Origin of the sequence: Paraglaciecola mesophila, assembly GCF_009906955.1 — a bacterium.
Classification (GTDB): domain Bacteria; phylum Pseudomonadota; class Gammaproteobacteria; order Enterobacterales; family Alteromonadaceae; genus Paraglaciecola; species Paraglaciecola mesophila_A.
The window spans coordinates 3,792,925-3,818,052 of sequence record NZ_CP047656.1 but is presented as its reverse complement, the minus strand read 5'-3'; the positions used below and the strand labels follow the sequence as shown (position 1 = coordinate 3,818,052).

18 protein-coding genes are annotated in these 25,128 nt (G+C 44.7%); 8 read left to right on the top strand and 10 right to left on the bottom strand.

Translation table 11 applies throughout. The features are described from left to right. Positions 1 to 10: 10 nt before the first annotated feature. Entirely contained in the window at positions 11 to 964 is a 954-nt protein-coding gene (gene tal / locus FX988_RS16315; RefSeq protein ID WP_160181172.1) for a transaldolase, read from the top strand. An 81-nt stretch (positions 965 to 1,045) separates the two neighbouring features. Then, positions 1,046 to 2,689: a glucose-6-phosphate isomerase gene (gene pgi / locus FX988_RS16310; protein WP_160181171.1), complete on the top strand. Its 1,644-nt coding sequence runs from the start codon at positions 1,046 to 1,048 to the stop codon at positions 2,687 to 2,689. A gap of 98 nt (positions 2,690 to 2,787) precedes the next feature. On the opposite strand, the gene FX988_RS16305 is transcribed toward pgi, so the two are convergent. The 4 genes from FX988_RS16305 to FX988_RS21835 form a co-directional block, all read right to left on the bottom strand. Further along, positions 2,788 to 3,879 carry a DUF2955 domain-containing protein gene (locus FX988_RS16305; RefSeq protein WP_160181170.1) on the bottom strand — a complete coding sequence of 364 codons (1,092 nt, stop codon included), beginning with the start codon at positions 3,877 to 3,879 and terminating at the stop codon, positions 2,788 to 2,790. Positions 3,880 to 3,889: 10 nt separating this feature from the next. Beyond that, on the bottom strand, positions 3,890 to 4,954 hold the full coding sequence (locus FX988_RS16300; protein ID WP_160181169.1) for an HlyD family secretion protein: 1,065 nt from the start codon (positions 4,952 to 4,954) through the stop codon (positions 3,890 to 3,892). A 2-nt stretch (positions 4,955 to 4,956) separates the two neighbouring features. Next, positions 4,957 to 5,439, bottom strand: coding sequence for a MarR family transcriptional regulator (locus FX988_RS16295; RefSeq protein WP_160181168.1), 483 nt, complete (start codon positions 5,437 to 5,439; stop codon positions 4,957 to 4,959). A gap of 163 nt (positions 5,440 to 5,602) precedes the next feature. After that, complete coding sequence (locus tag FX988_RS21835; protein ID WP_302849960.1) at positions 5,603 to 5,737, bottom strand: hypothetical protein; 135 nt, start codon at positions 5,735 to 5,737, stop codon at positions 5,603 to 5,605. A gap of 140 nt (positions 5,738 to 5,877) precedes the next feature. Here FX988_RS21835 and FX988_RS16290 point away from each other — a divergent pair, with 140 nt between their 5' ends. Beyond that, entirely contained in the window at positions 5,878 to 8,091 is a 2,214-nt protein-coding gene (locus FX988_RS16290; RefSeq protein WP_160181167.1) for a TonB-dependent receptor, read from the top strand. A gap of 98 nt (positions 8,092 to 8,189) precedes the next feature. Here the strand turns inward: FX988_RS16290 and FX988_RS16285 are convergent, their stop codons facing one another. The 5 genes from FX988_RS16285 to FX988_RS16265 form a co-directional block, all read right to left on the bottom strand. After that, entirely contained in the window at positions 8,190 to 9,320 is a 1,131-nt protein-coding gene (locus FX988_RS16285) for a MalY/PatB family protein (RefSeq protein ID WP_160181166.1), read from the bottom strand. An 18-nt stretch (positions 9,321 to 9,338) separates the two neighbouring features. Further along, complete coding sequence (locus FX988_RS16280; protein WP_160181165.1) at positions 9,339 to 9,728, bottom strand: response regulator; 390 nt, start codon at positions 9,726 to 9,728, stop codon at positions 9,339 to 9,341. A 52-nt stretch (positions 9,729 to 9,780) separates the two neighbouring features. Then, positions 9,781 to 12,138 (bottom strand): DNA polymerase II, encoded by a 2,358-nt coding sequence (locus FX988_RS16275; RefSeq protein WP_160181164.1) that lies wholly within the window; start codon positions 12,136 to 12,138, stop codon positions 9,781 to 9,783. 19 nt (positions 12,139 to 12,157) lie between these two features. Further along, positions 12,158 to 13,999 (bottom strand): GGDEF domain-containing protein, encoded by a 1,842-nt coding sequence (locus FX988_RS16270; protein WP_254700643.1) that lies wholly within the window; start codon positions 13,997 to 13,999, stop codon positions 12,158 to 12,160. Between the two features lie 368 nt (positions 14,000 to 14,367). Continuing rightward, complete coding sequence (locus FX988_RS16265) at positions 14,368 to 14,763, bottom strand: DUF3718 domain-containing protein (protein ID WP_160181162.1); 396 nt, start codon at positions 14,761 to 14,763, stop codon at positions 14,368 to 14,370. 261 nt (positions 14,764 to 15,024) lie between these two features. Here FX988_RS16265 and FX988_RS16260 point away from each other — a divergent pair, with 261 nt between their 5' ends. Next, positions 15,025 to 15,999: a Gfo/Idh/MocA family protein gene (locus FX988_RS16260; protein WP_160181161.1), complete on the top strand. Its 975-nt coding sequence runs from the start codon at positions 15,025 to 15,027 to the stop codon at positions 15,997 to 15,999. Between the two features lie 171 nt (positions 16,000 to 16,170). On the opposite strand, the gene ylqF is transcribed toward FX988_RS16260, so the two are convergent. After that, positions 16,171 to 17,175: a ribosome biogenesis GTPase YlqF gene (ylqF, locus tag FX988_RS16255; protein ID WP_160181160.1), complete on the bottom strand. Its 1,005-nt coding sequence runs from the start codon at positions 17,173 to 17,175 to the stop codon at positions 16,171 to 16,173. 359 nt (positions 17,176 to 17,534) lie between these two features. Here ylqF and FX988_RS16250 point away from each other — a divergent pair, with 359 nt between their 5' ends. The 4 genes from FX988_RS16250 (at position 17,535) to FX988_RS16235 (ending at position 25,105) form a co-directional block, all read left to right on the top strand. Next, positions 17,535 to 19,790: a TonB-dependent receptor gene (locus FX988_RS16250; protein WP_160181159.1), complete on the top strand. Its 2,256-nt coding sequence runs from the start codon at positions 17,535 to 17,537 to the stop codon at positions 19,788 to 19,790. 156 nt (positions 19,791 to 19,946) lie between these two features. Further along, entirely contained in the window at positions 19,947 to 20,363 is a 417-nt protein-coding gene (locus FX988_RS16245; RefSeq protein WP_254700642.1) for a DUF2946 family protein, read from the top strand. Between the two features lie 72 nt (positions 20,364 to 20,435). Further along, a complete protein-coding gene (locus tag FX988_RS16240) occupies positions 20,436 to 21,494 on the top strand; it encodes a transporter (RefSeq protein ID WP_160181158.1) in 1,059 nt (352 codons plus the stop codon). Between the two features lie 629 nt (positions 21,495 to 22,123). Further along, the gene (locus tag FX988_RS16235; protein WP_160181157.1) at positions 22,124 to 25,105 is read left to right on the top strand and encodes a TonB-dependent receptor; all 2,982 of its coding nucleotides are present in this window, start codon (positions 22,124 to 22,126) and stop codon (positions 25,103 to 25,105) included. Positions 25,106 to 25,128 lie beyond the last annotated feature (23 nt).

Genomic DNA, 25,128 nt, shown 5'->3' with positions numbered 1-25,128 from the left:
CGAGGTTAGCATGTCCAATCAATTACAAGCATTACGCGATATCACCACAGTTGTTGCCGATACTGGCGACATCGAAGCGATTAAAAAGTATCAACCTGTTGATGCAACAACGAATCCTTCTTTGTTACTTAAAGCTGCTGAGATGGAGCAATATCGCTCACATCTTGAAAATGCGGTTGCTTGGGCCAAAGAGCAATCAGATGACGCTGATCAGCAAATCATTGATGCTGGCGATAAACTAGCGGTGACCATAGGAACCGATATCGTGAATATCGTTCCGGGCCGTATCTCTACTGAAGTAGATGCACGTTTGTCATTCGATACCCAAGGCAGCATTGAAAAAGCTCACAAGCTTATCGCGCTATATAAAGAAGCTGGTATAGATAAAAGCCGCATCTTGATTAAGCTTGCTTCAACTTGGGAAGGCATTAAAGCTGCTGAACATCTTGAGAAAGAAGGTATCAACTGTAACCTAACCTTATTGTTCAGCTTTGCCCAAGCCCAAGCATGTGCTGAAGCTGGCGCTTACCTAATTTCACCTTTTGTTGGTCGTATTCTTGACTGGTACAAAGCAAAAACAGGTAAGTCTGAGTACGCAGCGAATGAAGATCCTGGTGTGCAATCCGTCACTAAAATTTACAACTATTACAAAGAGCACGGCTACAAAACAGTCGTAATGGGTGCAAGCTTCCGTAATATCGGTGAAATCACCGAGCTTGCAGGTTGTGACCGCCTAACTATCAGCCCTGGCTTGTTAGAAGAATTGTCAAATACTGAAGCGCCACTTGACGTTAAATTGAAAGACACTGGCGCTACATCGGCACCAGGCAAGCCGTTAGATGAGGCAGCATTCCGCTGGGAACTGAACCAAGACCCAATGGCAACCGAGAAGTTGTCAGAAGGTATTCGTAACTTTGCCGCAGACCAAGTGAAGCTTGAAACCTTGCTTAAAAGCTACCTGTAATAAAAGCACTACTAAAAGAGCGTCTGTTTAGGCGCTTTTTTTTACTTTATAAAATTGAAAACAATGACTAAGGAGTCTTGCATGACTGCGCTGACTGACACCCCTACTTGGCAAACGCTTGCCTCACTAGCTGACGATGTTAAACAGCAACACATGCGCGACTGGTTCGCTAGCGATACCTCTCGTGCGAGCAAATACCAACAAACGGCCTGCGGGATAGAGTTAGATTATTCTAAAAACCTAATCACTGACGACGTGTTAAAAGCGTTATTTACTTTGGCAGATGAAAGCCAAGTAGCACAAAAGCGTGACGCCATGTTCAAAGGCGATATCATTAATCACACAGAACAGCGCGCCGTATTGCATACCGCCTTGCGTAATTTTTCAGGTGAGCCTGTATATGTGAATGGTCAAGACGTAATGCCTGAGGTATTGGCTTGCCAAGATAAAATTAAAGATTTTGTTGCCAGTATTCACAGCGGTGAACGCAAAGGTTATACAGGAAAGGCACTAAAACAAATCGTAAGCATAGGGATTGGCGGTTCGTTCTTAGGTCCTAAAATCATGTCAGAAGCCCTTAAGCCCTATTGGTTTGGCGGTGTTAAAGTGCATTTTGTGGCCAACGTAGATGGTTGTCATATTCATGATGTACTTAGCAACCTTGATCACGAAGAAACCTTAGTGGTGATGTCATCTAAGTCGTTTAGCACACAAGAAACGTTGCAAAATACCTTAACGGCAAAAGAGTGGTTTTTAAAAGCCGGCGGTACGCAACAAGACATCGCCAAGCATTTCATTGCTGTGTCTTCCAATATCAAGGCCGCCACTGATTTTGGTATGGCCGAAGAAAACATTTTCCCTATGTGGGACTGGGTTGGCGGGCGTTACTCCCTTTGGTCAGCTATCGGTTTGCCTATCGCCTTAACTCTAGGTTACGACAATTACCGCCAGCTCCTCGAAGGCGCCTTCGAAATGGATCAACATTTCCAAACGGCCCCTGCCGAGCAAAACCTACCCATGCTAACCGCCCTTTTAGGTGTGTGGTATATCAATTTCTTTGGTGCCCAAAGTCACGTTCTTCTGCCTTATTACCATTATTTACGTGGCTTTCCTGCGTATGTTCAGCAATTGGATATGGAAAGTAACGGCAAGAATATCAGCGGAGACACCACACAGGTCGACTATGCTACAGGCCCTATAATTTGGGGTAGCGAAGGCACAAATGGCCAACATTCATTCCACCAGCTTATTCACCAAGGGACCTTGTTAATCCCTGCTGATTTTATGCTGCCCCTGAATGTACCAAACCAAGATAACACGCATCATTCCATGCTCGCGTCGAACTGCTTCGGCCAAACCCAAGCCTTGATGCAAGGGAAAACCTTTGATGAATGCTATGCTGATCTGGAAGGTAAAGGGCTAGAGGAAGCCGAGCGCGTTAAGTTAGCGACTCACAAAACCATGCCGGGTAACAAGCCAAGCAATACCTTGTTGTTTGAGAAAATGGATCCAAAAACCTTGGGTTCTCTTGTGGCCATGTATGAACATAAAGTATTCGTACAAGGCGCAATTTGGGGAGTTAACTCATTCGATCAATGGGGTGTTGAATTAGGCAAAGAGCTAGGAAATCAAGTATTAGATAAAATCGTTAACACGGATGCGCCTCTGTCCTTTGACGGCTCAACCAATGCTTTGATTGCACGCTTTAGACAAGCTAACAGTTAATTAGCCCGTGCTAATAAACGAAAAAGAGACCTTCGGGTCTCTTTTTTTATTCGTATTTTTTTATTCGTATTCTTTAATCCCGTCCCCTAGCCGATTTGTTACTTTGCTGGCTCATTTAGTATAAAGCGCGTATTGGCAAACTTATTCAGTAACCTGTGCATACCGTACACAGCCATAAGCGTTAAGACCACAGATACAGTGACTGATGTAAAACGATAGAGAGCGTTGTATACCAAGTCTTGTTGCGGCGCTAAATACTGACCAAACAAGATCCCCATTGTGGTCATTGCCCCAAAACCAGCACCTGAACCTCCCCCTTCTAACATATGGTAACGAGCAAACAGCATCACACTTATCCACAACGCGATACTCACAAACCATAAGATCCCGCTGTGATCGAGTAATATAAACTGCCAAGCTAAACCAATATTACATCCGATCAGTGTGCCAATGGCTCGATTGAGCGCTGAACGCCCAGCCCCGTACCAATTTAACGGAAATAAGATCAGCACAGACGAGACTTGAGCTGACAAAGAATCTTGTAAGTCCAACACCTGAAACACGATAAATGACAAGGTCGCGACTGTGGTCGCCAGAATCACTTCATGACGGCGATTACTATCAGGCTTGGTTATCACGGGAGGTTTGGCCCGCGCCTCTACATCGGGGAAAATAAAATGCATTAACATCGCAAGCAAGATGGTCAGCAAGCTTGCAGCCACATTTGACATCACAAGATCACTGACCGAAGCACTACTGTAACTTGCAAAATGCAATTGCATCGACAAGCCCACCATGCCCACTGCACCAAACAAGAAATTCGCCCCTTTCGACATACAAGAAAACATAAAGGCGAAGATCATGATAACCGCAATCGTCATGGGAATCGGTTGATCACCAAACATTCCTTGCACCACGAATACAAACGTCGTCACCAGTGCAGCGTTAGCCAGAAATTGACGAATAATATGACTGTTTAAAACCGGTACTAAGCCCAACAACAGCATGGGGTATACAGTAAAAAACGTCCCATAGTTCCAGCCCATAACTTTACTGATGGTAAAGCCAAGCGCCGCGCCAAAAGCAACGCGCAAGCATTGACGCACTTCATTTGCCGTTAAGCCTCTATGGGCTGGCCTACTCACACTGCCTTTGCGTATAAAGGGCAACTTTAATTGTTGTTTTAACATCAACTACAACCTAGTAGACGTAGTGAATCATGCTGATCACATGGGCCTGCAGCGAACCTAACCAACTGGCTACACCACCTACAGGATGAAGTTGAACGGTTGCTCTTGCTCCTGAGGGTAAGGTTTCAAGTAAATCCATATTGTCAGTTAATACAATATGCGTTCGCATATATTGAGCATCTCGCACCCAGCGATCTGAATTTTCTGGGTTCGCCAGAGACCCATCAGCGTTTAGTTGACCATCTTTGACGCCCGCATCAATCGCCACGACTTTGCCTTTAAACACTTTCCCAGGACGAGCATCGAATACGATGGAAGCGGTATTGTTTATTTGCACATGACTTAACGACTTTTCTCTAAAATCCGCCACAATATCGCCCTTTTCAACCACCACAGCCGCTACAGCTGAACCCGCTTGAGCGTAGTTACCCGGCTGAAGCTGTAAATTAGTCACTTGGCCTTTTACTTGAGAACGTACGTCCGTGTAATCCAATTGTAGTTGCGCGTCTTGCAACGCGTTTTGGGCTTGGCGAAGAAGCAGATTATTTGTCCCGTCTTTACCTCGTTGGGCTTGATACTTAACGACATCCGCCTGGGCCGCCTCAACTTGGGCTTGCGCAGCGCGATAATTTGCCTTGGTTTGGTCATACAGCTGCCGCGAGACTGTGTTTGATTTAATTAAGCTCTCTACTCGCTCAACTTCTAATTTCAACTCATCTACATCCGCTTTGGCAGCCAGTACTTGCGCTTTCGCTGCCGCAATCGACGCATCTAATTGCAGGTTCGTTTGAGATGCACTTTCAACAGCTAGCTTGGCCTTCTCGAGCGCTATTTCATAAGGACGCTTATCTAGACTAAAAAGTACCTGCTCGGCCTCTACGCTTTGATTGTTTTTTACATACACTGTTTGCACTTGTCCGCTGACCTTAGAAGAAATATTCACCACGGGATGCAACACCCTAGACTGAGTGCTCACAGGCATCCATAAGTCTGCGGCCAAAAAATAAGCAAACGATAAAGCAAACACAGCAAGGGCAATATGTACCCAGCGTTTAAACACTTGATCAGGTGCCATGATTAAAGTCCTCCCTCTGCTGGTTTGTCTAGCAACTCACAGGCGTTGCTTTCGATTTTTTTCAATACGTTAAACATGCTATCGAGTTCTTCGTCGGTAATGCCTCGCGTTAACTCAGTACGCACAGTACCGACAAACATTTCCAGTGTTTGTAATTGCTGGTTGCCCGCTGGGGTGAACCATAAACACTTGCAGCGCTTGTCACTGGGATGCTCACGTCGCTCAACCAAGCTAAGCTCAACCAACTGATTCACCGTGCGATTTAGAGAAGGTAATTCAATTCCAAGCTCACTTGCGAGTGTATGCTGTGATACCCCCTCGCCTAAGGTTCTCAATTTCATCATTACCGACCAACGTGCTTCGGTCATGCCCATCGGTTTAACAGACTGCGAAATAGCGCTGCGCCATAAACGAAACACACGCCCTAACAACCAACCCATAGCGGGGTTGTTTAGCTTTCTGGGTTCACTATTTTTACCAGCCATTTCGACCTCCCATTAGATATCTCTCGATGTTTCTATCGAGAGATAAAAATTTACTTAGCATGCTAACAATTATAAGGGCATTAATTTACTTAGCAAGCTAACTAATAATTTGAAACATTTATGAGAGCGTGTTTTACATAAAGTTAAAACAACGGATAAATGATTACACGTTAGGTTGCCAGTCATGGACTCGTGTCTGGCGCTCAACGGCTAATAGCTTGGTGAGCAGAGCTAAGGTGAGTACAGAGTCGGCAAACTTAGGAAATAAACTGTACTTGCCCCCAGGGAATCGGCTCATAGAACAGTATTTTTATGGCTTTCATTGAACCGGCGGGTTTGTATCACCTGAAAGTTAATAATTAATTGACTAAAAAATCTTTTTTTGGTGTTATAATATAACATTACCCATAAACATTAATAAAAGCAGTAAGGTCACACATGACAATGTTCAAACTATCCGCACTATGCAGTGCACTTATCAGCACCGGCATTTACGCTGTAGAAAAACCGATCCAGAAAGATGAACAGAGTATTGAGACCTTAGTTATCACAGCCAATCCTATCGGCCGTTCTGTTTTAGAGTCTGCGACTCCAGTGACCATTTTAGGTGGTGAAGCACTCGACAACTCCCAAGCCGCCACCTTAGGGGAAACACTTAAAGGCGTACCTGGTGTAAACAGCACCTATTTTGGGCCGGTTGCAAGTAGTCCTATAATCCGAGGGTTAGACGGACCCCGCGTTAAAATTCTCCAAAACGGCTTAGATACATCAGACGCCTCACGTGTTGGCCCTGATCATATCACCACCGTAGAAGCATCAACCGCAACGCAAATTGAAGTACTTCGTGGCCCTGCAACGCTTTTATACGGCAGCGGTGCTATTGGTGGTGTGGTGAACGTGGTAGATCACCGCCTGCCTCGCGAACGCCAAGATGACATAAACGGCGAAGTGGCTACTTCATACGACAGTGTTTCAAATGAGAAGATGCTGTCAGGTGATATCAATGGTGGCACTGGTAACTTTGCCTTTCATGCTGATGGCTTTACCCGAGATAGCGACGATTACGAGATCCCTGATGAAGCAAGTGACGCAGATTCAGATAGTGTGGGTAAGTTAGAAAACTCCGCCATTGATGCCAGTGGTGGAACCGTCGGCATTGGCTGGGTTGGCGATGATGTCAATGTAGCATTTTCCTATGCACGCTTAGATAACGAATATGGCATTCCCGGTCATGAACACGCTCACGAGGAAGATGAGCACGAGGAGGATCATGATGAAGAAGGTCACGACGTTGAACACGAAGAAGAAAGCGTATTCGCGCGTTTAAAACAAAATCGTTACCAATCTCGGGTTGATTGGCAAAACATCGACGGACCCTTTACCCAAATACACTGGCTTAATGCGTACACAGATTATGAGCACAGTGAAATCGAAGACGGCGCAGTCGGTACCACCTTTAGCAACGAGGCCAAAGAGTCGCGCTTGTGGGCCAAGCATGCTCCAGTTAGTGGCTGGGAAGGCGTGGTAGGTGTGCACTTCACCTCGTCTGATTTTTCAGCGCTCGGTGAAGAAGCATTCACCCCCAGCACGGAAACTAAGTCAACAGCACTTTTTGTGCTTGAAGAAAAGCAAACTGGCGCTTTTTTATGGCAACTCGGCGCCCGTTTTGAGTATACAAAACATCAACCTGACAACAGTTTTTTCAGCGAAGATGAGCACGACGATGCTGATGAAGAACACGAAGAGCACGAAGAAATTCATTTCGCTGACGAATCTTTTAATGCCAGCAGTTTCTCTGCGGGCGTGGTTTACACCTTAAATGAGAAAAGCTCATTAGCCTTCAATTATGCTCGCTCTGAACGCGCACCGTCTGCTGCTGAGATTTTCTCAAATGGGTTACATATCAGTACAGGAACATTTGAAGTAGGCGCTGGGTTTGATATTGAATTAGACGACGACGGTTACGAATTAGTGCAGTCAAATCGCAGCGTTGAAAACGAAGTGTCAAATAACCTTGATTTAAGCTATCGCTACCAAGGCGACACCATAACCGCTGATGTCAGTATCTTTTATAACGATATTGCTAATTACTTGTATGAACAAGACACCGGCCTTGATAGTGAACAACTGCATGGGCACGAGGAAGAGGAATTAGAAGACGAGCACGACCATGAAGAAGAGGTAACACCTGTGTTTATCTTCCGTCAGCAAGATGCCGTTTTATATGGTTTCGAAGCCCAGCTTGATTGGCATTTAAGTGATAATTTACGCGTCGAAAGCTTTGCCGATTACACTCGTGCAAAATTAGACGAACCGGCCAGTGAAGACGGAAATCGTAATGTGCCACGTATTCCAGCCATGCGTTTAGGTATGCAATTTCATTGGGAAACAGATGACTGGCATGCAGAGCTAGGCGCTACGCATTATGCTAAGCAAGATAAGTTTGCTTCGTATGAAACGCAAACAGACGGATATACTTTGGTTTCTGCAGCGATGAATTACTACACCACTGTTGCTGATTCAGATGTCACTGTGTTTGTAAAAGGAAACAACCTGACAGATCGGGTTGCCCGGGTACATTCCTCGTTCTTGAAGGATGTCGCACCATTGCCAGGGCGCTCATTCGTACTAGGTGCAAGAGTTAACTTCTAGCACCTGATTTTCCTAGGTTAGAGCCTAAAAATACAGGTCAAAAAAAGGCGCTAAACCCAAACGGTTTTAGCGCCTTATTTAATTTAACCAGCCATTCATTAACTCTTAAGACACTTAATCGCTTGCTCTAGCTGAGATCGTGGGCAACCAAAGTTAATTCGCACAAACTGTTTGTCACCAAAATCGATACCCGGCGAAGGGCCAACCCCCTTTTCTTCAAAGTAGGTTTGCGGGTTTTCTACGCCTAAGCCACTCGCGTCAATCCATGCCAGAAATGTCGCTTGTGGTGCAATCACTTTTAACCCGTCAATTTGGTTAATTTGTTCAACTAAATAGTCGCGATTAGCACGTAAATAGTCTAATTGCTCAGCCAACCAGTCATCACATTGGGTAAACGCCGCTTCGGTCGCTGCTAGGCCCATCACATTTACCCAAGGCACCAAACCTTGCCCAGCTTGATTAAAGTGCTGGCGTACTTTGGCATCAGGAATGATCGCAAAAGAGGTACCTAAACCAGCCACATTGAAGGTTTTACTGGCGGCCATCAAGGTCACTGAATTATTCTGCGCACGGCTAAGCTTGCCCGCGGGAATATGCTTTGCGTTTTTATCGAGGATAAGATCACAGTGAATTTCATCAGAACATAACATCACGTTATTGGCTGCGCATATGTCAGCGATACGCGTTAACTGCACCTCATCTAACACACTGCCCACAGGGTTCATCGGATTGCATAAAATAAACAAGGTGCATTTTGGATCTTTGGCATGCTGTTCTAGCACATCGAAATCAAGCATCCACTTGCCATCTACTTCTACTGTAGGTACATCAGCACGGGCTAAACCGTTTAATTTTGGTGCTGCCAACATAGGAGGATAATTTGGCGTCTGTATAATCACCTTATCCCCAGGTTGGCAAAAGGCTTGGCAGGCCATGTTAAACCCTGGCACGACGCCGGGTGTCCATACCAACCACTCAGGCTGTATCTGCCAGTCATACTGTTTCGCCATCCAATCTACCACCGCTTGAATAGCGCCTGTGGCGTGACTAGGCAGGGTATAGCCCAACAAACCATGTTCAGCTCTGTCTTTTAGCGCATCAAGTATCGGCTCTGCACAGCGAAACTCTGTATCGGCTATCCACATTGGCAGGATTTCGCGGCCTTTATAACGTTCCCATTTGTAGGCATTCGAAGGGGTTCTATCAATAATTTTGTCAAACTGAATCATTAAAAAAAGTCTCTAGGTTTACGTTTGGCTAATTTTCTCAAGAAGCACGGAAAGTTTCTGGGTTAAATCGTCAGCACTAAACGGCTTGGCGACAAAATCGGTCACACCAAGGCGCTTAGCACTAATGACTAATTCTTTGGTCGGATTGGCCGTAATCATAAAAAATGGACAATCTTTGGCTTTAATGCGCAAGGTTTCCAAGATTTTCAATCCGCTAATACTGGGCATTTGCCAATCACAAATCACTAAATTGATACGCTGGGCATCCTCACTTAACAAAAAAGCATTGGCTTTGATACTACTCGAAAAAACCAATATTTCACCGCTCACTAGCTCTTCTACAATATGCTCCAACAACGTCAATGTAATATCGTCATCGTCTACTATCATTACATTTACATCGTGCAAAATTCTCTCCTTAAAACCATGGGGCTTATCAAAAGCAGTGCGTAATATCTTACTAAAATAAACCCAACTGAGCACTGGTTATGTCGGTGAATGACACCCCGATGAAGGGCAGAATACTTTCTGCAATGGGTTTAATTTGTTTTTCGATATAATGTTCATAATCTAACGAGCAGCTTTGATATTCAATAGGTTGTGCACCATTTAAGGTTATAACATAAGCAATTTGCCCTTTGTGCTGATAACGCAAGGGTTTACCAAGCTGTTCATTTTGCTCGTCAGCCAAACGAGCAGCTTTCACATGAGGGGGAATATTTTTAACATATTGCGCTAACGGACGCCTAATACGTTTGCGATACACCAGATGCTCATCCAGCTCACCAGTGCGTATTTGCCCAATAAACTGCTGAATGTAGGCGCTGACTTCTTGCCCAGCAAAAACCTTCTGGTATAAGGCTAACTGAAACGTTTTCGCCATAGGCGTCCAGTCAGAGCGCACCGACTCTAACCCTTTAAACACTAACTCGTCTTCCTCACCTTGGCGTCGTTTTAAACCCGCATAACGCTTTTTACTTCCTAGTTCTGAACCTCGGATCGTTGGCATTAGAAAACGATTAAACTGGGTTTCAAATTCAATCTCTAAAAAGTTCTCCACACGGTGCTGTTCGGCGATGTGTTCATCCCAGCGCTGGTTGATCGATTGTTGCAATTGCAGACCCACGTCAAAGCCTTGCTCGGCTTGCATTTCGTCTCCTAACCACACAAAAATAGAATCCGTGTCGCCGTAAATCACTTTGTAGCCCATGCTTTCGACCCAGGAGGCTGTAGTTTGCATAATTTCATGGCCACGCAGGGTGATTGAACTGGCCAAGCGCGTATCGTAAAAAGGACAACCACCGGAACCAAGTACCCCATAAAACGAATTCATCAATATTTTGATAGCCTGCGAGCGAGCCGCATCTTTATCACGTTTAGCCCTATCTCTTTGCTGCCATAAGGAGGTTATAATGTCTGGCAAAAAATGCTGCTCACGGCTAAAAACAGCCCCTTTGAAACCTTGGATGCCATTATTTGGTGCACGTAGTCCTTCGACTAATCCTAGGGGATCAATTTTAAATGTGCGAATAATTGAAGGGTAAAGACTTTTAAAATCAAGTACTAAAACGTTGCGATATAACCCAGGAGTTGAGGTCATCACGTATCCTCCTGGGCTTGCTAAACCGCCATCAACTGGCCGATTAGGGGAAATATACCCCGCTCTGTGCAGCTTAGGTAAATACAGGTTAACAAACGCTGCCACTGACCCGCCCACTCTATTCAACTCAAGGCCAGTTAATTGACTACGTAAGGTCAGAAAGTCCAACATTTTGGTGTGCTCAAATATCTCCAGCACAAGCTGGCAATCTTGTAGATTGTATTTAGCCAGTTTCACCTTGTTATGCACAAAGTCGTGTTTAATTTTCGCTAGGCGGTCATCCACATCATCGGTAAGTTTGCCTTTGCCTAAAAGCGCTTGGGCGACAAACTCTAAACTGAAACTAGCGAACTGATAAGTAGCTGTTTTTAGCGCATCAATACCGTCAATTACCACCCGCCCAGGCATGCTAATGTAACCTTGATTGACTTCGTTTGGTGCATCTCGCCAATACACCGCTTCACCGCCACGGCCCAACGTCAGCTTTAGGTTATACAATTGAGCGCGCTCAATCAGCAGACGAAAATCGAAATTAACCACGTTCCAACCAATGATAATGTCGGGATCTTGGTATTGTATTGCAGCGATAAAGCATTGAAGTAACGTCTTCTCATCGGCCACCCATTGGATAAATTCGGGGCCCTGCTGATTATCACCAATCATAAACACAGCTTGGTATGTACTGCTGGCTAACCCAATAGAATACAACTCCCCCTTCTCACTGCACTCAATGTCTACGGAAAGTACGGAAAATGACGGCGTATATTGGCCGGGTTTAAGCTGACTTTGGGTATAACTAGGATATTTTGACGTGTTTTGCTTGATCCCGCGAATATCGACACTGGCGTAGATAAAACGCTCCATAAGATAACGTTCAGCTAAGCGAACATCAGCTTCGTAGCAGGTAATGCCGTGTACTCGTAAGCGCTCTTTTGCCGCATAAACTTGTTTGGCACGCGAGAAATACACTGCGCTCACCGGTTGCTGATCGAAGCGCTTTAACGCCAGCGCATTAATCTGACAGGGAATTTGACTATTCGCTAGGATGTCTTTTGCCTGCGCTGTGTTCTGCTGACTAATGAAAAATACACTTTGTTGTGGAGTCGTTGTTACCTTGACGGGCCCCTCAGCACTAGACAGCCAAAATTCTAAGCAGGTTTGACCTGAGATATCACGCAGATCTGAGGTAAGAATGAATCCTCGATTTGAATTTCCCATAGTATCTAGGCAAACCTAATTATGAAACGGACGTTGAACTCGTCGGATGGATGATGGTCTGGTCGCGCCCACCTGTTTTTGCCTGATACAGGGCGATATCGGCGTTGGCCATAAGCTGCATCCCATCAAGATTCGGCGTATTGGAGGTTAATCCTACCGAAGCACTAATCGATAAGTCTTGAATTCCCACCACATCACGTAGTTGTGACACTTTGCAACGCAAACTATCGAGGGCGTCATACCCGTCTTGCAACGTTGTATGCGGTAAAAGCACTAAAAATTCTTCCCCACCGATACGGCCAAGTAAATCTGTTCTTCGCAAGTTGTCACTGCACACGCGGCTAAACTCAAGCAACACCTGATCTCCCACAGCATGGCCATAACTGTCGTTTATCTTCTTGAAAAAATCTAAATCGATGATGGCGACACACAAGTCATAGCCATATCGGCTGGCTGCAATCACTTGCCTTTCAAGCTGCTCTATAATATACCGGCGATTGTATAAGCCCGTTAGATCATCTGTGGTAGCTAACTTAACTAGCGCACGACTTTGTGCCTTTACTCGATAAACCATCACAGCGAGTAAACAACAAACCACTAACACAACCGCTATAAATGACCACAAATACATGTTTCGTTGCTCTTGCGCGCTCAAGGCAAAGCGCTGTAGCCGATTTTGATGTTCCAATAATTGATTGGCTTGTTCAGACGCGCGTACTTTGTAGATAGCTCGCACGGTATGAATTTGCTCAGCACTGCGGCTTTCGTGATATTTTTCACTCAAGCTTAGGGCTTGAGAGCTGTGTTCATAGGCTGCTTGGTAGTCTCCTTGCGCTGCGGCGAGTTTCCCTTCTAAAGAAGTCAATTCAATGGTTTCGGTGGGCATCAGGTCTGAGTCTAAGTTGGCTTTAGCAATGCGCGAATACCTCAACGCCTTTTGGTAATTATGCTGAGCTAAAGCCACAACAAATAGACTTTTCGCAATCTGAAAATCTATCGGTTTATTTTCACTATTGGCAAATATGTCAGCCGCTTCATGTAAACGTTGCTCTGCAAGGGCATAATCCTGCTTTTTTATACTTACTTCAGCGAGTAATTTAAGCGCGTACCCTACGCCTTGGGTATCTCCTAGCGATTTGGCAATATCTGCAGACTCTAGGATCTGCGCTTCACCTATCTCAACATTTCCGACCCGAAAATTGGCTGAACCCAAACCATATAACACTATGCTCAAATTCAGCGATTCATCATTTTTACGCGCGTGCGCAACGGCTTCAGCGAAATATGGGATCGCCAAGGCATAATCACCTCGATTGTCGTACATCACGCCTAGCATGCCGGCAATGTTCGCTTTTGAGATTTTACCTGTGTAAGAGGTTGTTTGGTTGTAGGCTTCTAAATAACTCTCTGCAGCTGCATTATATTCGTTCAGCGAAGTAAACAGCGAACCACGTACATATAAGCCAAGCAAATAGGTTTTTTCATCCTCATTTTCTTGTGCCCAGCCGATAGCTGCGTCTACTTTGTGCAACGCTTCGAAGGGTTTTCCTGCCATTTCTAGGGCGCTGGCTTCTATCAAGCTAAGGTTGTGATACAACCAGGGTTCATGCTGTTGAGTGATAAAAGATAGTCCTTGGCGTGCACTTTCAATGGCCTTTTGTGGATACGTTAATGCGTAATAGGTATCACTTAATATGGCGTAATATTCCGCTTTTTGTGACACGGGCATATCAGATGGAGGGGGGCTACTAAGTAATTGAGTCAAAACCTGCTGAGGTTGAGAGTTCAACTGTTGAGTTAACACGTCATATTGCTTGGAAAAATGAAACGCAACAGCCTCTGCAGCAATCGCACTAGGCATTGTTACTACAATAAAAAGAACATACCCCAAGACACATTTAAGCAATAGTATTCCTTTTCGACTCATGACGATGTGTAAACCCGCCCAAAATAGCATAAACAGGTTAATGTTGACTAGCGAGTAATACGCAGAGATGAGCACACGCTCACGAGGGAAATTGTCCTGTTAATAAGAGGCCAAAATTCAGCTATTCAACAGCCAATCCTCCTTCTTTTAGAGAGCAAGAGTAAAATAGCAATATGTTAGGGGGAACAGATAAAAAAATAGCCCCAAAAGGGGCCATTTTCTAAGGAGCAAGTAGCGCTACCTGCTTACCATGTTGAAACTGGGGCACCAATATAGGCATCTTATACGGGTGCGGTATTTAATTAAATACGGTCGTTTAACACACTCATAATAGGTGACGCGTTCAAACCGTTTTCAGTTGCCCAAGCAATAACAGTCTTACCGTCTTGCTCAGGTGTAGATAAATCACTTTTAGGCATTTTCTTCACCAGTAATGTACCGGCTTCAACTGCATCGCTTAACATCGCGGTGCGAATTAGACTGTTACCGCCACATGAAATGCCTGAGTAGTAGTCTTGCAATTTCAAACGATAATCAGACTGAACACGTTTCATTTTTTTACGTAGTTCGCCCTTGTCGTCTGCTTTTACTATGGTACAAATATTCTGTAATGCTTCTGCTACGTCAGCTTGTGCTGCTCCCGACATAAATAATGAAGTGGCAGCGATAGCGATAGAAGTTTTAACTATTTTCAACATGGTCAATTCCTCGGGTAATTCGTTTAAGTATCTCGTTTCGTTGAGGTAATTAAAGCGCAATCTCCCTGACAGTAAAATCTATAAGGCGATACTAAGGTATGCCGGTTAATACCTTAAATAGGTTAAATTTCATTTTTTGATTGATTCGGTTCACGTTTGTGCAAAAAAAAGCAAATGCATTTTTCCTCAACAATGCTTAGTGTCTGCAAAATATATTAAGTAATACCAATTCCATTAAATAACCTGAGGAAGGAGCCAAGTATGACTGTTGAACAAAAAGTACGCTGGGGCGTTTTAGGCGCTGGGCGTATTGCCCACACCTTTTGCAAAGACATTCAGCATACTCAATTTGCCGAGCTAAGGGCGGTCGCTTCTCGCACTCTTGAAGATGCTCAAAACTTTGCTAAAACCTATAATATTCCTGATGCGCTTGAAGGTTATCACGCCCTTTATCAACATCCACACGTAGATGCCATTTACATTGCCACGCCGCATAACTTTCATTTTGAGCAAGCAAGTGCAGCACTAAATGCCGGAAAGCATGTGCTGTGCGAAAAACCAATAACCGTTACCCCAGAGCAGTGCCAAGCGTTAATCGCCATTGCGCGAAACAAGGACTGCTTTCTAATGGAAGGCATGTGGAGCTATTTTTTGCCTGCGATCATGAAAGCGAAAGAATGGGTAGACAGGGGGCGCATTGGCAAAATCGTTCACATCAAAGCCGATTTTGGTTATCCCGTAAAGTTTGTAGAGGGTGATCGCATGTATGATCCAGCGCTTGCTGGGGGCTGCCTGTTGGATATGGGAATTTATACCTTAGCCATCGCGCAATACTTTATAAATCAGTTGCCCGATCTTAGTTTAGTAAGTCATAAGCTAGCGAAAACCGGTGTAGAAGACGATCTGACACTGATCGCACAGTACCCAGATGCAACCGCCACCTTGGCTTGTTCATTTAGAGCAAAGTTGCAAAACTCGGCTTATATCATCGGCGAAAATGGGTATATCGACATACCTAACTTTTGGCGAGCAGATCGTTGTAGCTTGTTTCAGCTAGATGAAAAAGTCGAGGAATTCATAGAAAACAGAGAGGGGTCTGGCTTCGAGTTTCAAATAGATGCGGCCAGTCAGTGCATACTCGATGGCGAAAAGGAGGCAAGGCTTATGCCCCTATCGACAAGTCTACTTTTGCAACAGCAAATGCATGATATTTTGTGCCGAATTGGCTTACGTTAACCCCTAAACCAATTCCGATATAAAGTTGCCCACTCATAATCATATGGCGAATTTTAAATGAAGCAACGCTATGCTGCTTGAACTCGAAGAGTACCACTATTCATTCAAGCCGCTTTTAATTACGTCCTTTTACATTTGCACCCAGTGGTTAAATACTGGCTAAGGTTGGGACTACTTTTTGCGCGTTTGCTTTTCTTTGCTGCGTCGCTGCACTCGTTCTATGCGGTGCTCTTTCTGGGCCTTTTTATCACGAGTGGCAGACCCCGTTTTGAAGCGCTCTTTGCGCTGGGCCTTTTCTTCAGCTTTTTTCAATTCAGCCGCAGCCATTTCGGCTTCTTCTTTGAGTACCATATCAGGGGTTTCTAGACTGATACGTCCTAACTTACCTGAGCGGAATTCATTGACCAGCACTTCACATATTTTATGTAAGTTCACGCGCCCCCCCGCTCGCAAAGCACCGCGCTGGGCTGCTGCCATTTCTAAAAATTCAATTTCAGTATCTGGGATATGCTCAAGCTTGTAGCGCTCTTTGAGTAAATCTGGGTACGCTTTTATTAAATAATCAGCCGCAAAAAAGCCCACGTCGTCATATTCCATCGCGGTATCTTTAATTGCACCTGTAGTGGCTAAACGATAACTACTTTGCGGGTTTTCAACTTTAGGCCATAAAATACCCGGTGTATCGAAAAGAATAATCCCACTGCCTAAATTGATACGTTGCTGTGCTTTGGTAACAGCAGGTTCATTGCCCGTTTTGGCGATAATGCGCTCTGCCAATATATTGATAAGCGTTGATTTACCCACATTTGGAATTCCACAGATCATGGTATTGATGGTTTTGATACTGGCGTCTTTTTCAGGCAGCATTTTTCTGCACAAATCGATGATTTGTTTCATTTTTTGCGGTTGTTCAGTGGTAGTAGTAAATGTTTTCACACCGCGCTCTTGTTCCAAGTGCGCCTGCCAGATTGCCGTTACTTCTGGGTCAGCTAAATCAGACTTACTTAATACCTTGATACAAGGCGTGTCACCACGAATAGCAGCGATGGCAGGGTTTTCACTGGAGTAAGGAATTCGCGCATCAAGCACTTCTATCAATAAATCTACTTGTGGCAATAACTCTTTTATTTCCTTCTGGGCCTTGTGCATGTGCCCTGGATACCAATGAATCGACATATAACCTTGCTCTTTCGCGTGTTCAAAAAGAACATTGTACGTTAACCAAGCCGGCAAAGGTATGCAGTAGTGTCGTTGTCAAAAAATAAACCTTTGTCGCTGCGATTAGGAGGATGAATCACCAAATTGTTGCATTTAAAAAGTGTAATAAAACGTAAACATTAATAGCGCATTAGTTTATACTATCCGCCCAAGAGACCCCTCTCGATACTCTTTTTACTTATGAATTGCTTGTGACTGCCATTGTCACAATGCGGAGTAAAAAAGAACCATAACTATAATGACGCAACCACTACCACAAGCAGTTAATCCTTGAGCTTCTTGCTTTGCTGTGCGTCAGAACAACTTGGAGAGCACACTTGGGCCCGACAGCACACACACATACATTTTCACGCAAACTCACCTTACTTGGCGCAGCAGTGTCATTAGCCTTAGCAAGTAACGTTAGCGCGCAAACCGTTGAATCCGAACAAGCATCAAGTGATGACTTTGAGAACATTACCGTCACAGCGCGTAAGCGTACTGAAAGCTTGTTCGAATCTCCTACTGCGATCACATCTTTAAGCGACAGCTTCATGGAAGATGCCAACATCAGTAACTTAGATGATGTGGGTAAATACGTGCCTAACCTAAATGTGAGCCGCTACGGTGCAGGTAACTCTGCACACGCATCAATCTTTATTCGCGGAATTGGCCTACAAGACCACATCATCACGACCGATCCTGGCGTGGGCGTTTATGTTGATGGCGTTTACCTTGGTCGCCAAATGGGTGCCAACCTGAGTCTACCTAATATTGCTAGCGTTGAAGTATTACGCGGCCCGCAAGGTACGTTGTACGGCCGTAATACGCTAGGTGGTGCTGTTAATATCATCACTAAAAAGCCAGGCGATGAGTCCATGGCTAGTGTAGCCGCTAAAGTGGGAACCCTAGGCCGTGTGGCCGCTGATCTATACATCAATGGTGACATTAACGATGATGTCAGCATTGCCGCTAGTGGTTCATTCAAAAAGCGCGACGGCGTAGGTGAAGCTGTTAACCTAGCAAACCCTGAAAAAGAAATTGGTGAAGAGCAAGAATTCAGTGGCCGTTTATCTGCCAACTGGCGTGTCAGCAATAACTTCTCGCTTTTATTTGCAGTAGATGGCTACGATAATGAAAGTGGTCAGTCGCCTTACACCATAGAATTCACTGACCCAAGTCCAGATCCGGCGGATATATTCAACGGTGATTTCCCATTATTAACGCCTGATTTGATCCCCGCTGATCCTGATGATTTAGGTACTACAGTGCCGGGGCTTGAATCCACAGCGTCTGCTGGATGGGGCGCGTCAATTACCGCCAACTGGGACATCAATGAAAACTATGCCACCAAACTCATCACCAGCTTCCGCAGCTCTGATTACGAAGGCGGATTGGATGATGATGCATCACCCCTGAATTTATCAGAATTCCCTGAAACTGGCGAAGCAGACCAATATTCAGTTGAACTGCAAGTCAATGGTACCTTTGATAACTACGACTTTGTGTCAGGTGTGTACTTCTTCAATGAAGAAGGATCCACCGAGTCAGGTCCTTGGGTATTTAGCCCATTCAACACGCCAGGTGCGCTGAATAATGACGGCACTCCAACTGGATTCGGCGGTGACTATGGCTTCTTCGATTTACATCAAGAAACCGACGCTTTCGCGATTTATGCCAATGCATCATACGATCTGTCTGAAAAACTGACCGTCGGCGGTGGTTTACGTTACTCGAAAGACAAGAAAGATGCTGATGCCTTGTTCCCAAGTTTTGCTGAGCGAGCGTATAGAAGCGCTGAATTTAGCGAAGTCACCTGGGATATAAACGCAGCATATCAGTTAGACAATGGTTTGAATGTTTACGCTCAAGTACAAAAAGGTTATCAAACAGGTGGGTTCCCACCGCGTCCATTTGGTGGAGACGTCCAGTTCGTACAGTTTGACGAGACCACATCGATCAACTATGAAACTGGTTTAAAAGGTAAAATCGCTGAAAACGTATCATTACTTGCCGCGGTATTTATTACGAAATACGACGACCTAGCCTTACCATTTTCCGATCCTACTGCTGGTGGCGGTTTTGTGACCATTACAGAAAATGCCGGTAAATCAGAAGCTAAAGGTATCGAGCTTGAAGCCACGGTTGATGTCACTGACAATTTCTCGCTTCGCGCGGCAGTAGGTTTCCTTGACGCAGAAATTACCCAAGTAGACGAAAATGTAAATGGTGTCGGCGTAGGTGACTCCCCTGCTCTAACCCCTGAATGGACGCTAATGATAGCCCCTTCTTACTACATGGACTTAGATAGCGGTGCTACGCTTGCATTTAAAGCGGATTACTCGTTCCGTGACGAGATGCAAGGACAGTCGGTTTTCAATCCGAACGAAACTATCGACTCTCGCAGCATTCTCGGTTTTGACGTGAATTATACCTCCGTCAATGGTGATTGGTCGTTAAGCCTTTACGGTGAAAACGTAACGGATGAAATCTACGACCAGGGTCGCTTACAGCAAAATGGTTTTGTTGGGATCGTTCGCAGTAACGACCGACGTGAGTTTGGTTTACGTTTCAAAAAAGAATTTGAAATGTAATCACACCTACTGTTTAAAAAAGGGCCGTACGGCCCTTTTTTTTGCTGTTATTTTAATCGTCCCCGCTAGAAGTTCCTTTTTTAAAACAGTAGACTAACGCTAAGTTAACGGACATAACGTGGCAATTTTATTCGTATAATAAAATACAGCAATAAGGTGAGTTGGCCGAACTATTTCGCGCAGATATTGCTGCTGTGCGCGTTATTATTTAATGCCACCGGAGCCTTGTTCGCGGCGAACAGCATCGTCAATAAAGCACAAGCCTTTGCTAACGACGACGCGATACTGATATGTACAGGTCATGAGTACAAATGGATTTCACTAAGCGCTTTTGAACAAACAGGCGCCCTTGAATTTATTCCTCCCCCAGATGACGCTCCTACAAATGCCCATGGCATAAAATGCACTTTTGCGTATTTGGCAGACAGTCACAGCGACAAAACCCTAGTGGCAATCGTTAATCCCGTAACGCACCCGCTGTCTAAACTTCTCCCTCTATTAGCTTACGATTCTTATGTAAAAAATCTTCCATATTCTTTAGCCAGCGCCCGCGCCCCACCTGCTTTTTCTTAAACGCACCTATCAAAACTAAAAATAAATGTGCCCGAATGGCATACGTTAACTATTGCGATTAAGAGTAATTACATGAACAAAACAACTATTCTAAGTGCCTGTTGTGCAGCACTCGCTTGCACCACCGCTTTCGCCGACTCACGCAACGAACAAAACCAATTGCGTCCTGATGCCCACGCCCCTATCGGCGTGATGGGTGACCACATGCATGCTGCTGGGGAGTTTATGTTTTCCTATCGGTATATGCGCATGAATATGTCCGATATGCTGCAAGGAAGTAGCGATATCTCAGCCAGCGATATTGCCACCACTACCGCCAACCCGTTTGCCCCTCCTGCAACGGTGCGCGTAGTGCCAAAAGAAATGACGACCAACATGCATATGTTGGGCTTTATGTATGCACCTAACGATGACATTACCTTACTGGCAATGCTCAATTACCTAGAACGTGACATGGATTTAACCACGTTTGAAGGCATGATGGGGGATACGGTATTGGGCCAGTTTTCGACAAAAGTTTCTGGTCTAGCAGACAGCAAATTAGGCTTGCTATATCGTTTGTATGATTCAACCAACCACCATCTGCATTTTAACTTGTCTTGGGTAATAGACAGTGGTTCGAATGATGAAACCGACGACGTACTCACTCCGATGAACATGCGCATGACGATGCGTCTGCCATATTCTATGCAACTAGGATCAGGGAGCGATCAAGCAGAATTTGGGCTTACCTATACAGGTAAAACTCCACAGGTGAGCTGGGGGACGCAAGTCCTCACCACTACTCCCCTTGAGCGCAATGATGAAGGTTATACGGTAGGCGACAAATACCAAATGTCCGGCTGGCTGGCATATCAACTACCTCGATCAACAAGCCTATCCCTGCGCCTAACGTACCATCACAGTGAAGACATTAAGGGCCAAGATAGCCAAATAACGGCCCCAGTCACTACGGCTAATCCTGCTAACTACGGGGGACACAATCTACAAGCCGCCGTCGGAGTAAACACGGTTTTAATGAACAAGCATCGAATTGGTTTAGAATACCAAATACCCATTCATTATCACGTCAATGGCGTACAAATGGATATGGATAACATGTTCACACTGGGTTACCAATTAGCGTTTTAGTTACCAATACAGAAAAAAGTTGTACAACATAGCTCACTAAGCACCTAGTGAGCTTTATTCTCTTGGGCAATCCATCTCATTAGAGACGATCAAGTTGGCCATTGACCTTGTGAAGAAGACCCTCTTAACCAAATAAATACAATTGTATTACCAATAGCATAAATAGCAGTGTTAACACTCCCTCAATTTAACTGATAGGCAAACGTGCTAGCGCGAATGAAATGTAAATATTTACAGCGCGTAATTATGGCTTAGCCAGCGCGTTTTTTTCTTATGATAAAAAGACCTACCCTTTATACCAATGCCAAATTCAACTGGTGAAAAACAGAAATTAATTATTTAAAATCAATAAATTAAAATTACCACCTCACAAAAACCTCAACTCATCAGCAAAAATCGAATCACGATGGACACCTTGCCAACCTGCCCAATCGAGTATGTAGAAAAAATAAATATCCAATATAACTAACAACTTAGCTACATATATTACAAAAATTAGACTAATTGGTAATACACAATTGTAAATCCCAAGTTAATGCGATATAAATGCGCCTACCATTTTGAGTACCAAAAATTCAACCAAGAACATCGAAACTTACGATATTGGTCATACCAATAAGGACACCTTTATGCAACGCTTCAAGATGAAACTCAATCAAGTCAGTGCCATTTTCAACAAAACCAGAGAGAAAAATAGCAACAGTGCAATTTTTGGCGCTACGCTAGCAGCGATTCTATGCACGCCAACTGTAGCTGCTCAGGCTCAACCTGAAGATGCATCAGCCAATAACGATTTAGAAGTCATTCAGGTGCAAGGTATCGCTGGTAGTCTTGCCGAATCAGCTCGCCAGAAGCGTTTCGATTCGCGCATTGTCGATGCCATCGTGGCAGAAGATATCGGTAAGTTACCTGACAACAACATAGCTGAAGCGCTACAACGTATTACAGGGGTGTCTATTAGCACTGACTTCGGGGTGGGCGAATCAGTCACCATTCGTGGTATTTCTCAGAACCGCGTGGAATTAAATGGTCGCTCAACATCTGGTAGCGGACGTGGCGGTATCAGCCTTGACGACTTCCCTTCTAGCTTCCTAAAAACCGTCGAAGTCATTAAATCGCCTACCCCTGAGATGATTGAAGGCGCCTTAGGTGGCACCATCAACATGACAACGGTTCGCCCTTTGGAATTGGAAGAACCTCTTGTTGCTGTCACCTTAGACGGTGAATACGCGGATAAAACGGAAAACTGGGCTCCCATGTTTAATGCCGCTGCAGGTACAAACTGGGACTTAGGTGATGCAGGTACTTTTGGTGCCTCATTTGTGGTGGCGTATCAAGACCGCGAGCTACGCCGTGACGAGTTTATTAATCTGGTGACGCCCACCGCATTAGACTTAGACGGTGACGGCAATATCGATCAAGCAAACACACCTAGCGGCAATTACTTAGTCAGAAGCCAAAATACGGTGGAACAAAAGACCGAACAACGTGAGCGAACAGCATATGGTTTATCACTGCAATGGGCCCCAAAAGACACAGACGGTTTTATCTATTTAGACGTAAATGCAACAGAGCTTGACGGTGGTCAAGAAGCATACTCAGTCCTTAATGACAGCAAAGATTATGGCGATCTAGTGCTTGACAATGCGTACGGTGATAGCAACGGCCAATTACACAACTTTGGCTCAGGCAGCGTATTTGTTCAGCCTAAAACCTGGTCTGATTTCACCACCAATGAATCCATTTCTAATGCACTAGGCGGGGAGTTTCAGCTAACTGATCAGATAAAAGTGTCTGGTGAAATCTCTTACGCTAAATCAGAAGCTAAACGCCGTAATTCTGAGTTTAACTTGCGCCCTATTTCTCGTGAACAATATGAAGAAGATGGCACAATCACCGAGCATTTGTTTACCATTACAATGACCCAAGATGGGGATGAAATTCCTGGTTTGGCGTTTTCAGATCAAGATGCCCTTCTCGACCCAGACAACCTAGCTATTCGTCAGTTTACCCACCAACGCTACACAGAAGACAACGAAGAAACCGCTATACGCTTTGACGTAGAATACGTGGAACCCTTTGCTGGTTTAGAGTTTATTCGCTCTATCAAGGCAGGTGTGCGCACCACAGATAGCGAGTATGAATTAGACAGATATGACTTGCGCAATAACGGCGACGAGTTGAAAAACCTACAAACCAGCGTGTCTTATGATGGTGTAGTGACACCAACATGGATTGGAGACTTCAACGATGCTTTTGGTGGTTTTAAAGCGATAAACCACGACAATTCATTTGACCAAGCTGGTATTACAGGGAGTAATGCCCTAACGAATTACTATGTGTATGACGGTTCATTACTTGCCTACGATATTGATGGCACTTACGAGCGAGTTAAACAAATGCTCGATGGCAGCAACCTTGAGCTCACGGGTACCTTGGACGACAACATGGTACGAAATACAGGCTCTTATGCAAAAATCGAAGAAGAAACGCAAGCAATTTACACTCAGTTTAATCTAGATTTTGACCGGCTGACCGCGATAATCGGTGCTCGTTACGTTACCACTGACTTAACGTCAAGCACGTTTAATGATGAAGCGAAACACGACTACTCAGACTTTTTACCGAGCCTTAACGCAACGTATAACCTGACTGACACCACCATTCTACGTTTTGCCGCAGCAAAAGTAATGCGTCGTGCGGAGTTTGGTGAATTAAGTCCCGCGTTAAATGTTGATAACTCACTTGTCACTGGTACTCAGGGTTCATATCAACTAGACCCATACCGCGTCACTCAATATGACTTGTCAGCGGAGCATTACTTTGGCCAGGGTGGTTTGATGTCTGCGGCTGTGTTCTATAAAGACGTTGAATCATTTACCGTCAGCAGCAGTTCCTGCCAAGCAAGTGCCGATACGGTTGAAGGGCAAAACGTGACGGAATACGTCAATGTTTGCCTACTCGATACAGCTGGTGTTAGCCAAGCTAATGTCAATTACGCTTCAAGTGATCAAGACCTTGCTTATGTGGAAGCGCAAAGAGACGCTGGGCTGACAGGGATTGTTATTGATACTGACGTAAATGGCGGCAGCGGTAAAATCGTTGGTATTGAATTAGCGTACCAACAACAATTTAGCTTTTTACCTGGCCCGTGGTCTGGTTTAGGTATCAGTACCAACTATACCTATGCCGATAGTGAACAACCTGATGGCAATCCGCTTTTAGATATCTCTAACAACACGGTTAACGCACAAGTGTACTGGGAATATGAAGGTTGGCAGGTACGTTTAGCCTACAACTGGCGCGACAAATACCTAGACACTCAAGACGAAAAACGCGTGCGCCCAGTAGGCGCGCTAGCGACAGGTATTTACAACCGTACGGATCCAAGTGCTGATTTTTTCGACCCAACATTGGGGAACAACTATCGTGATGCACGCGGTCAATTCGATTTTTCGGCGAGTTATGACGTGAATGAAAATCTAACACTTGTGGCAAACGCGGTTAATTTAACCGGTGAACCCATTCGTCAGATCACTGAGTTAGATTCAAACTGGCTTTATAGCGAAGCTGACCGTCGTATGACGGTGGGTGTTAGAGCTAAATTCTAATGTAGTCCTCACTGGCTAGAAAC

What these genes read in the sequence shown, in the direction of transcription:
- FX988_RS16295 (WP_160181168.1), bottom strand. Translation starts at nt 5,439, where the DNA reads ATGGCTGGTAAAAATAGTGAACCCAGAAAGCTAAACAACCCCGCTATG.
- FX988_RS16265 (WP_160181162.1), bottom strand. Translation starts at nt 14,763, where the DNA reads ATGTTGAAAATAGTTAAAACTTCTATCGCTATCGCTGCCACTTCATTA.
- FX988_RS16285 (WP_160181166.1), bottom strand. Translation starts at nt 9,320, where the DNA reads ATGATTCAGTTTGACAAAATTATTGATAGAACCCCTTCGAATGCCTAC.
- pgi (WP_160181171.1), top strand. Translation starts at nt 1,046, where the DNA reads ATGACTGCGCTGACTGACACCCCTACTTGGCAAACGCTTGCCTCACTA.
- FX988_RS16240 (WP_160181158.1), top strand. Translation starts at nt 20,436, where the DNA reads ATGAACAAAACAACTATTCTAAGTGCCTGTTGTGCAGCACTCGCTTGC.
- FX988_RS16270 (WP_254700643.1), bottom strand. Translation starts at nt 13,999, where the DNA reads ATGCCTAGTGCGATTGCTGCAGAGGCTGTTGCGTTTCATTTTTCCAAG.
- FX988_RS16305 (WP_160181170.1), bottom strand. Translation starts at nt 3,879, where the DNA reads ATGTTAAAACAACAATTAAAGTTGCCCTTTATACGCAAAGGCAGTGTG.
- tal (WP_160181172.1), top strand. Translation starts at nt 11, where the DNA reads ATGTCCAATCAATTACAAGCATTACGCGATATCACCACAGTTGTTGCC.
- FX988_RS16235 (WP_160181157.1), top strand. Translation starts at nt 22,124, where the DNA reads ATGCAACGCTTCAAGATGAAACTCAATCAAGTCAGTGCCATTTTCAAC.
- ylqF (WP_160181160.1), bottom strand. Translation starts at nt 17,175, where the DNA reads ATGTCGATTCATTGGTATCCAGGGCACATGCACAAGGCCCAGAAGGAA.
- FX988_RS16300 (WP_160181169.1), bottom strand. Translation starts at nt 4,954, where the DNA reads ATGGCACCTGATCAAGTGTTTAAACGCTGGGTACATATTGCCCTTGCT.
- FX988_RS16290 (WP_160181167.1), top strand. Translation starts at nt 5,878, where the DNA reads ATGACAATGTTCAAACTATCCGCACTATGCAGTGCACTTATCAGCACC.
- FX988_RS21835 (WP_302849960.1), bottom strand. Translation starts at nt 5,737, where the DNA reads ATGAGCCGATTCCCTGGGGGCAAGTACAGTTTATTTCCTAAGTTTGCC.
- FX988_RS16260 (WP_160181161.1), top strand. Translation starts at nt 15,025, where the DNA reads ATGACTGTTGAACAAAAAGTACGCTGGGGCGTTTTAGGCGCTGGGCGT.
- FX988_RS16275 (WP_160181164.1), bottom strand. Translation starts at nt 12,138, where the DNA reads ATGGGAAATTCAAATCGAGGATTCATTCTTACCTCAGATCTGCGTGAT.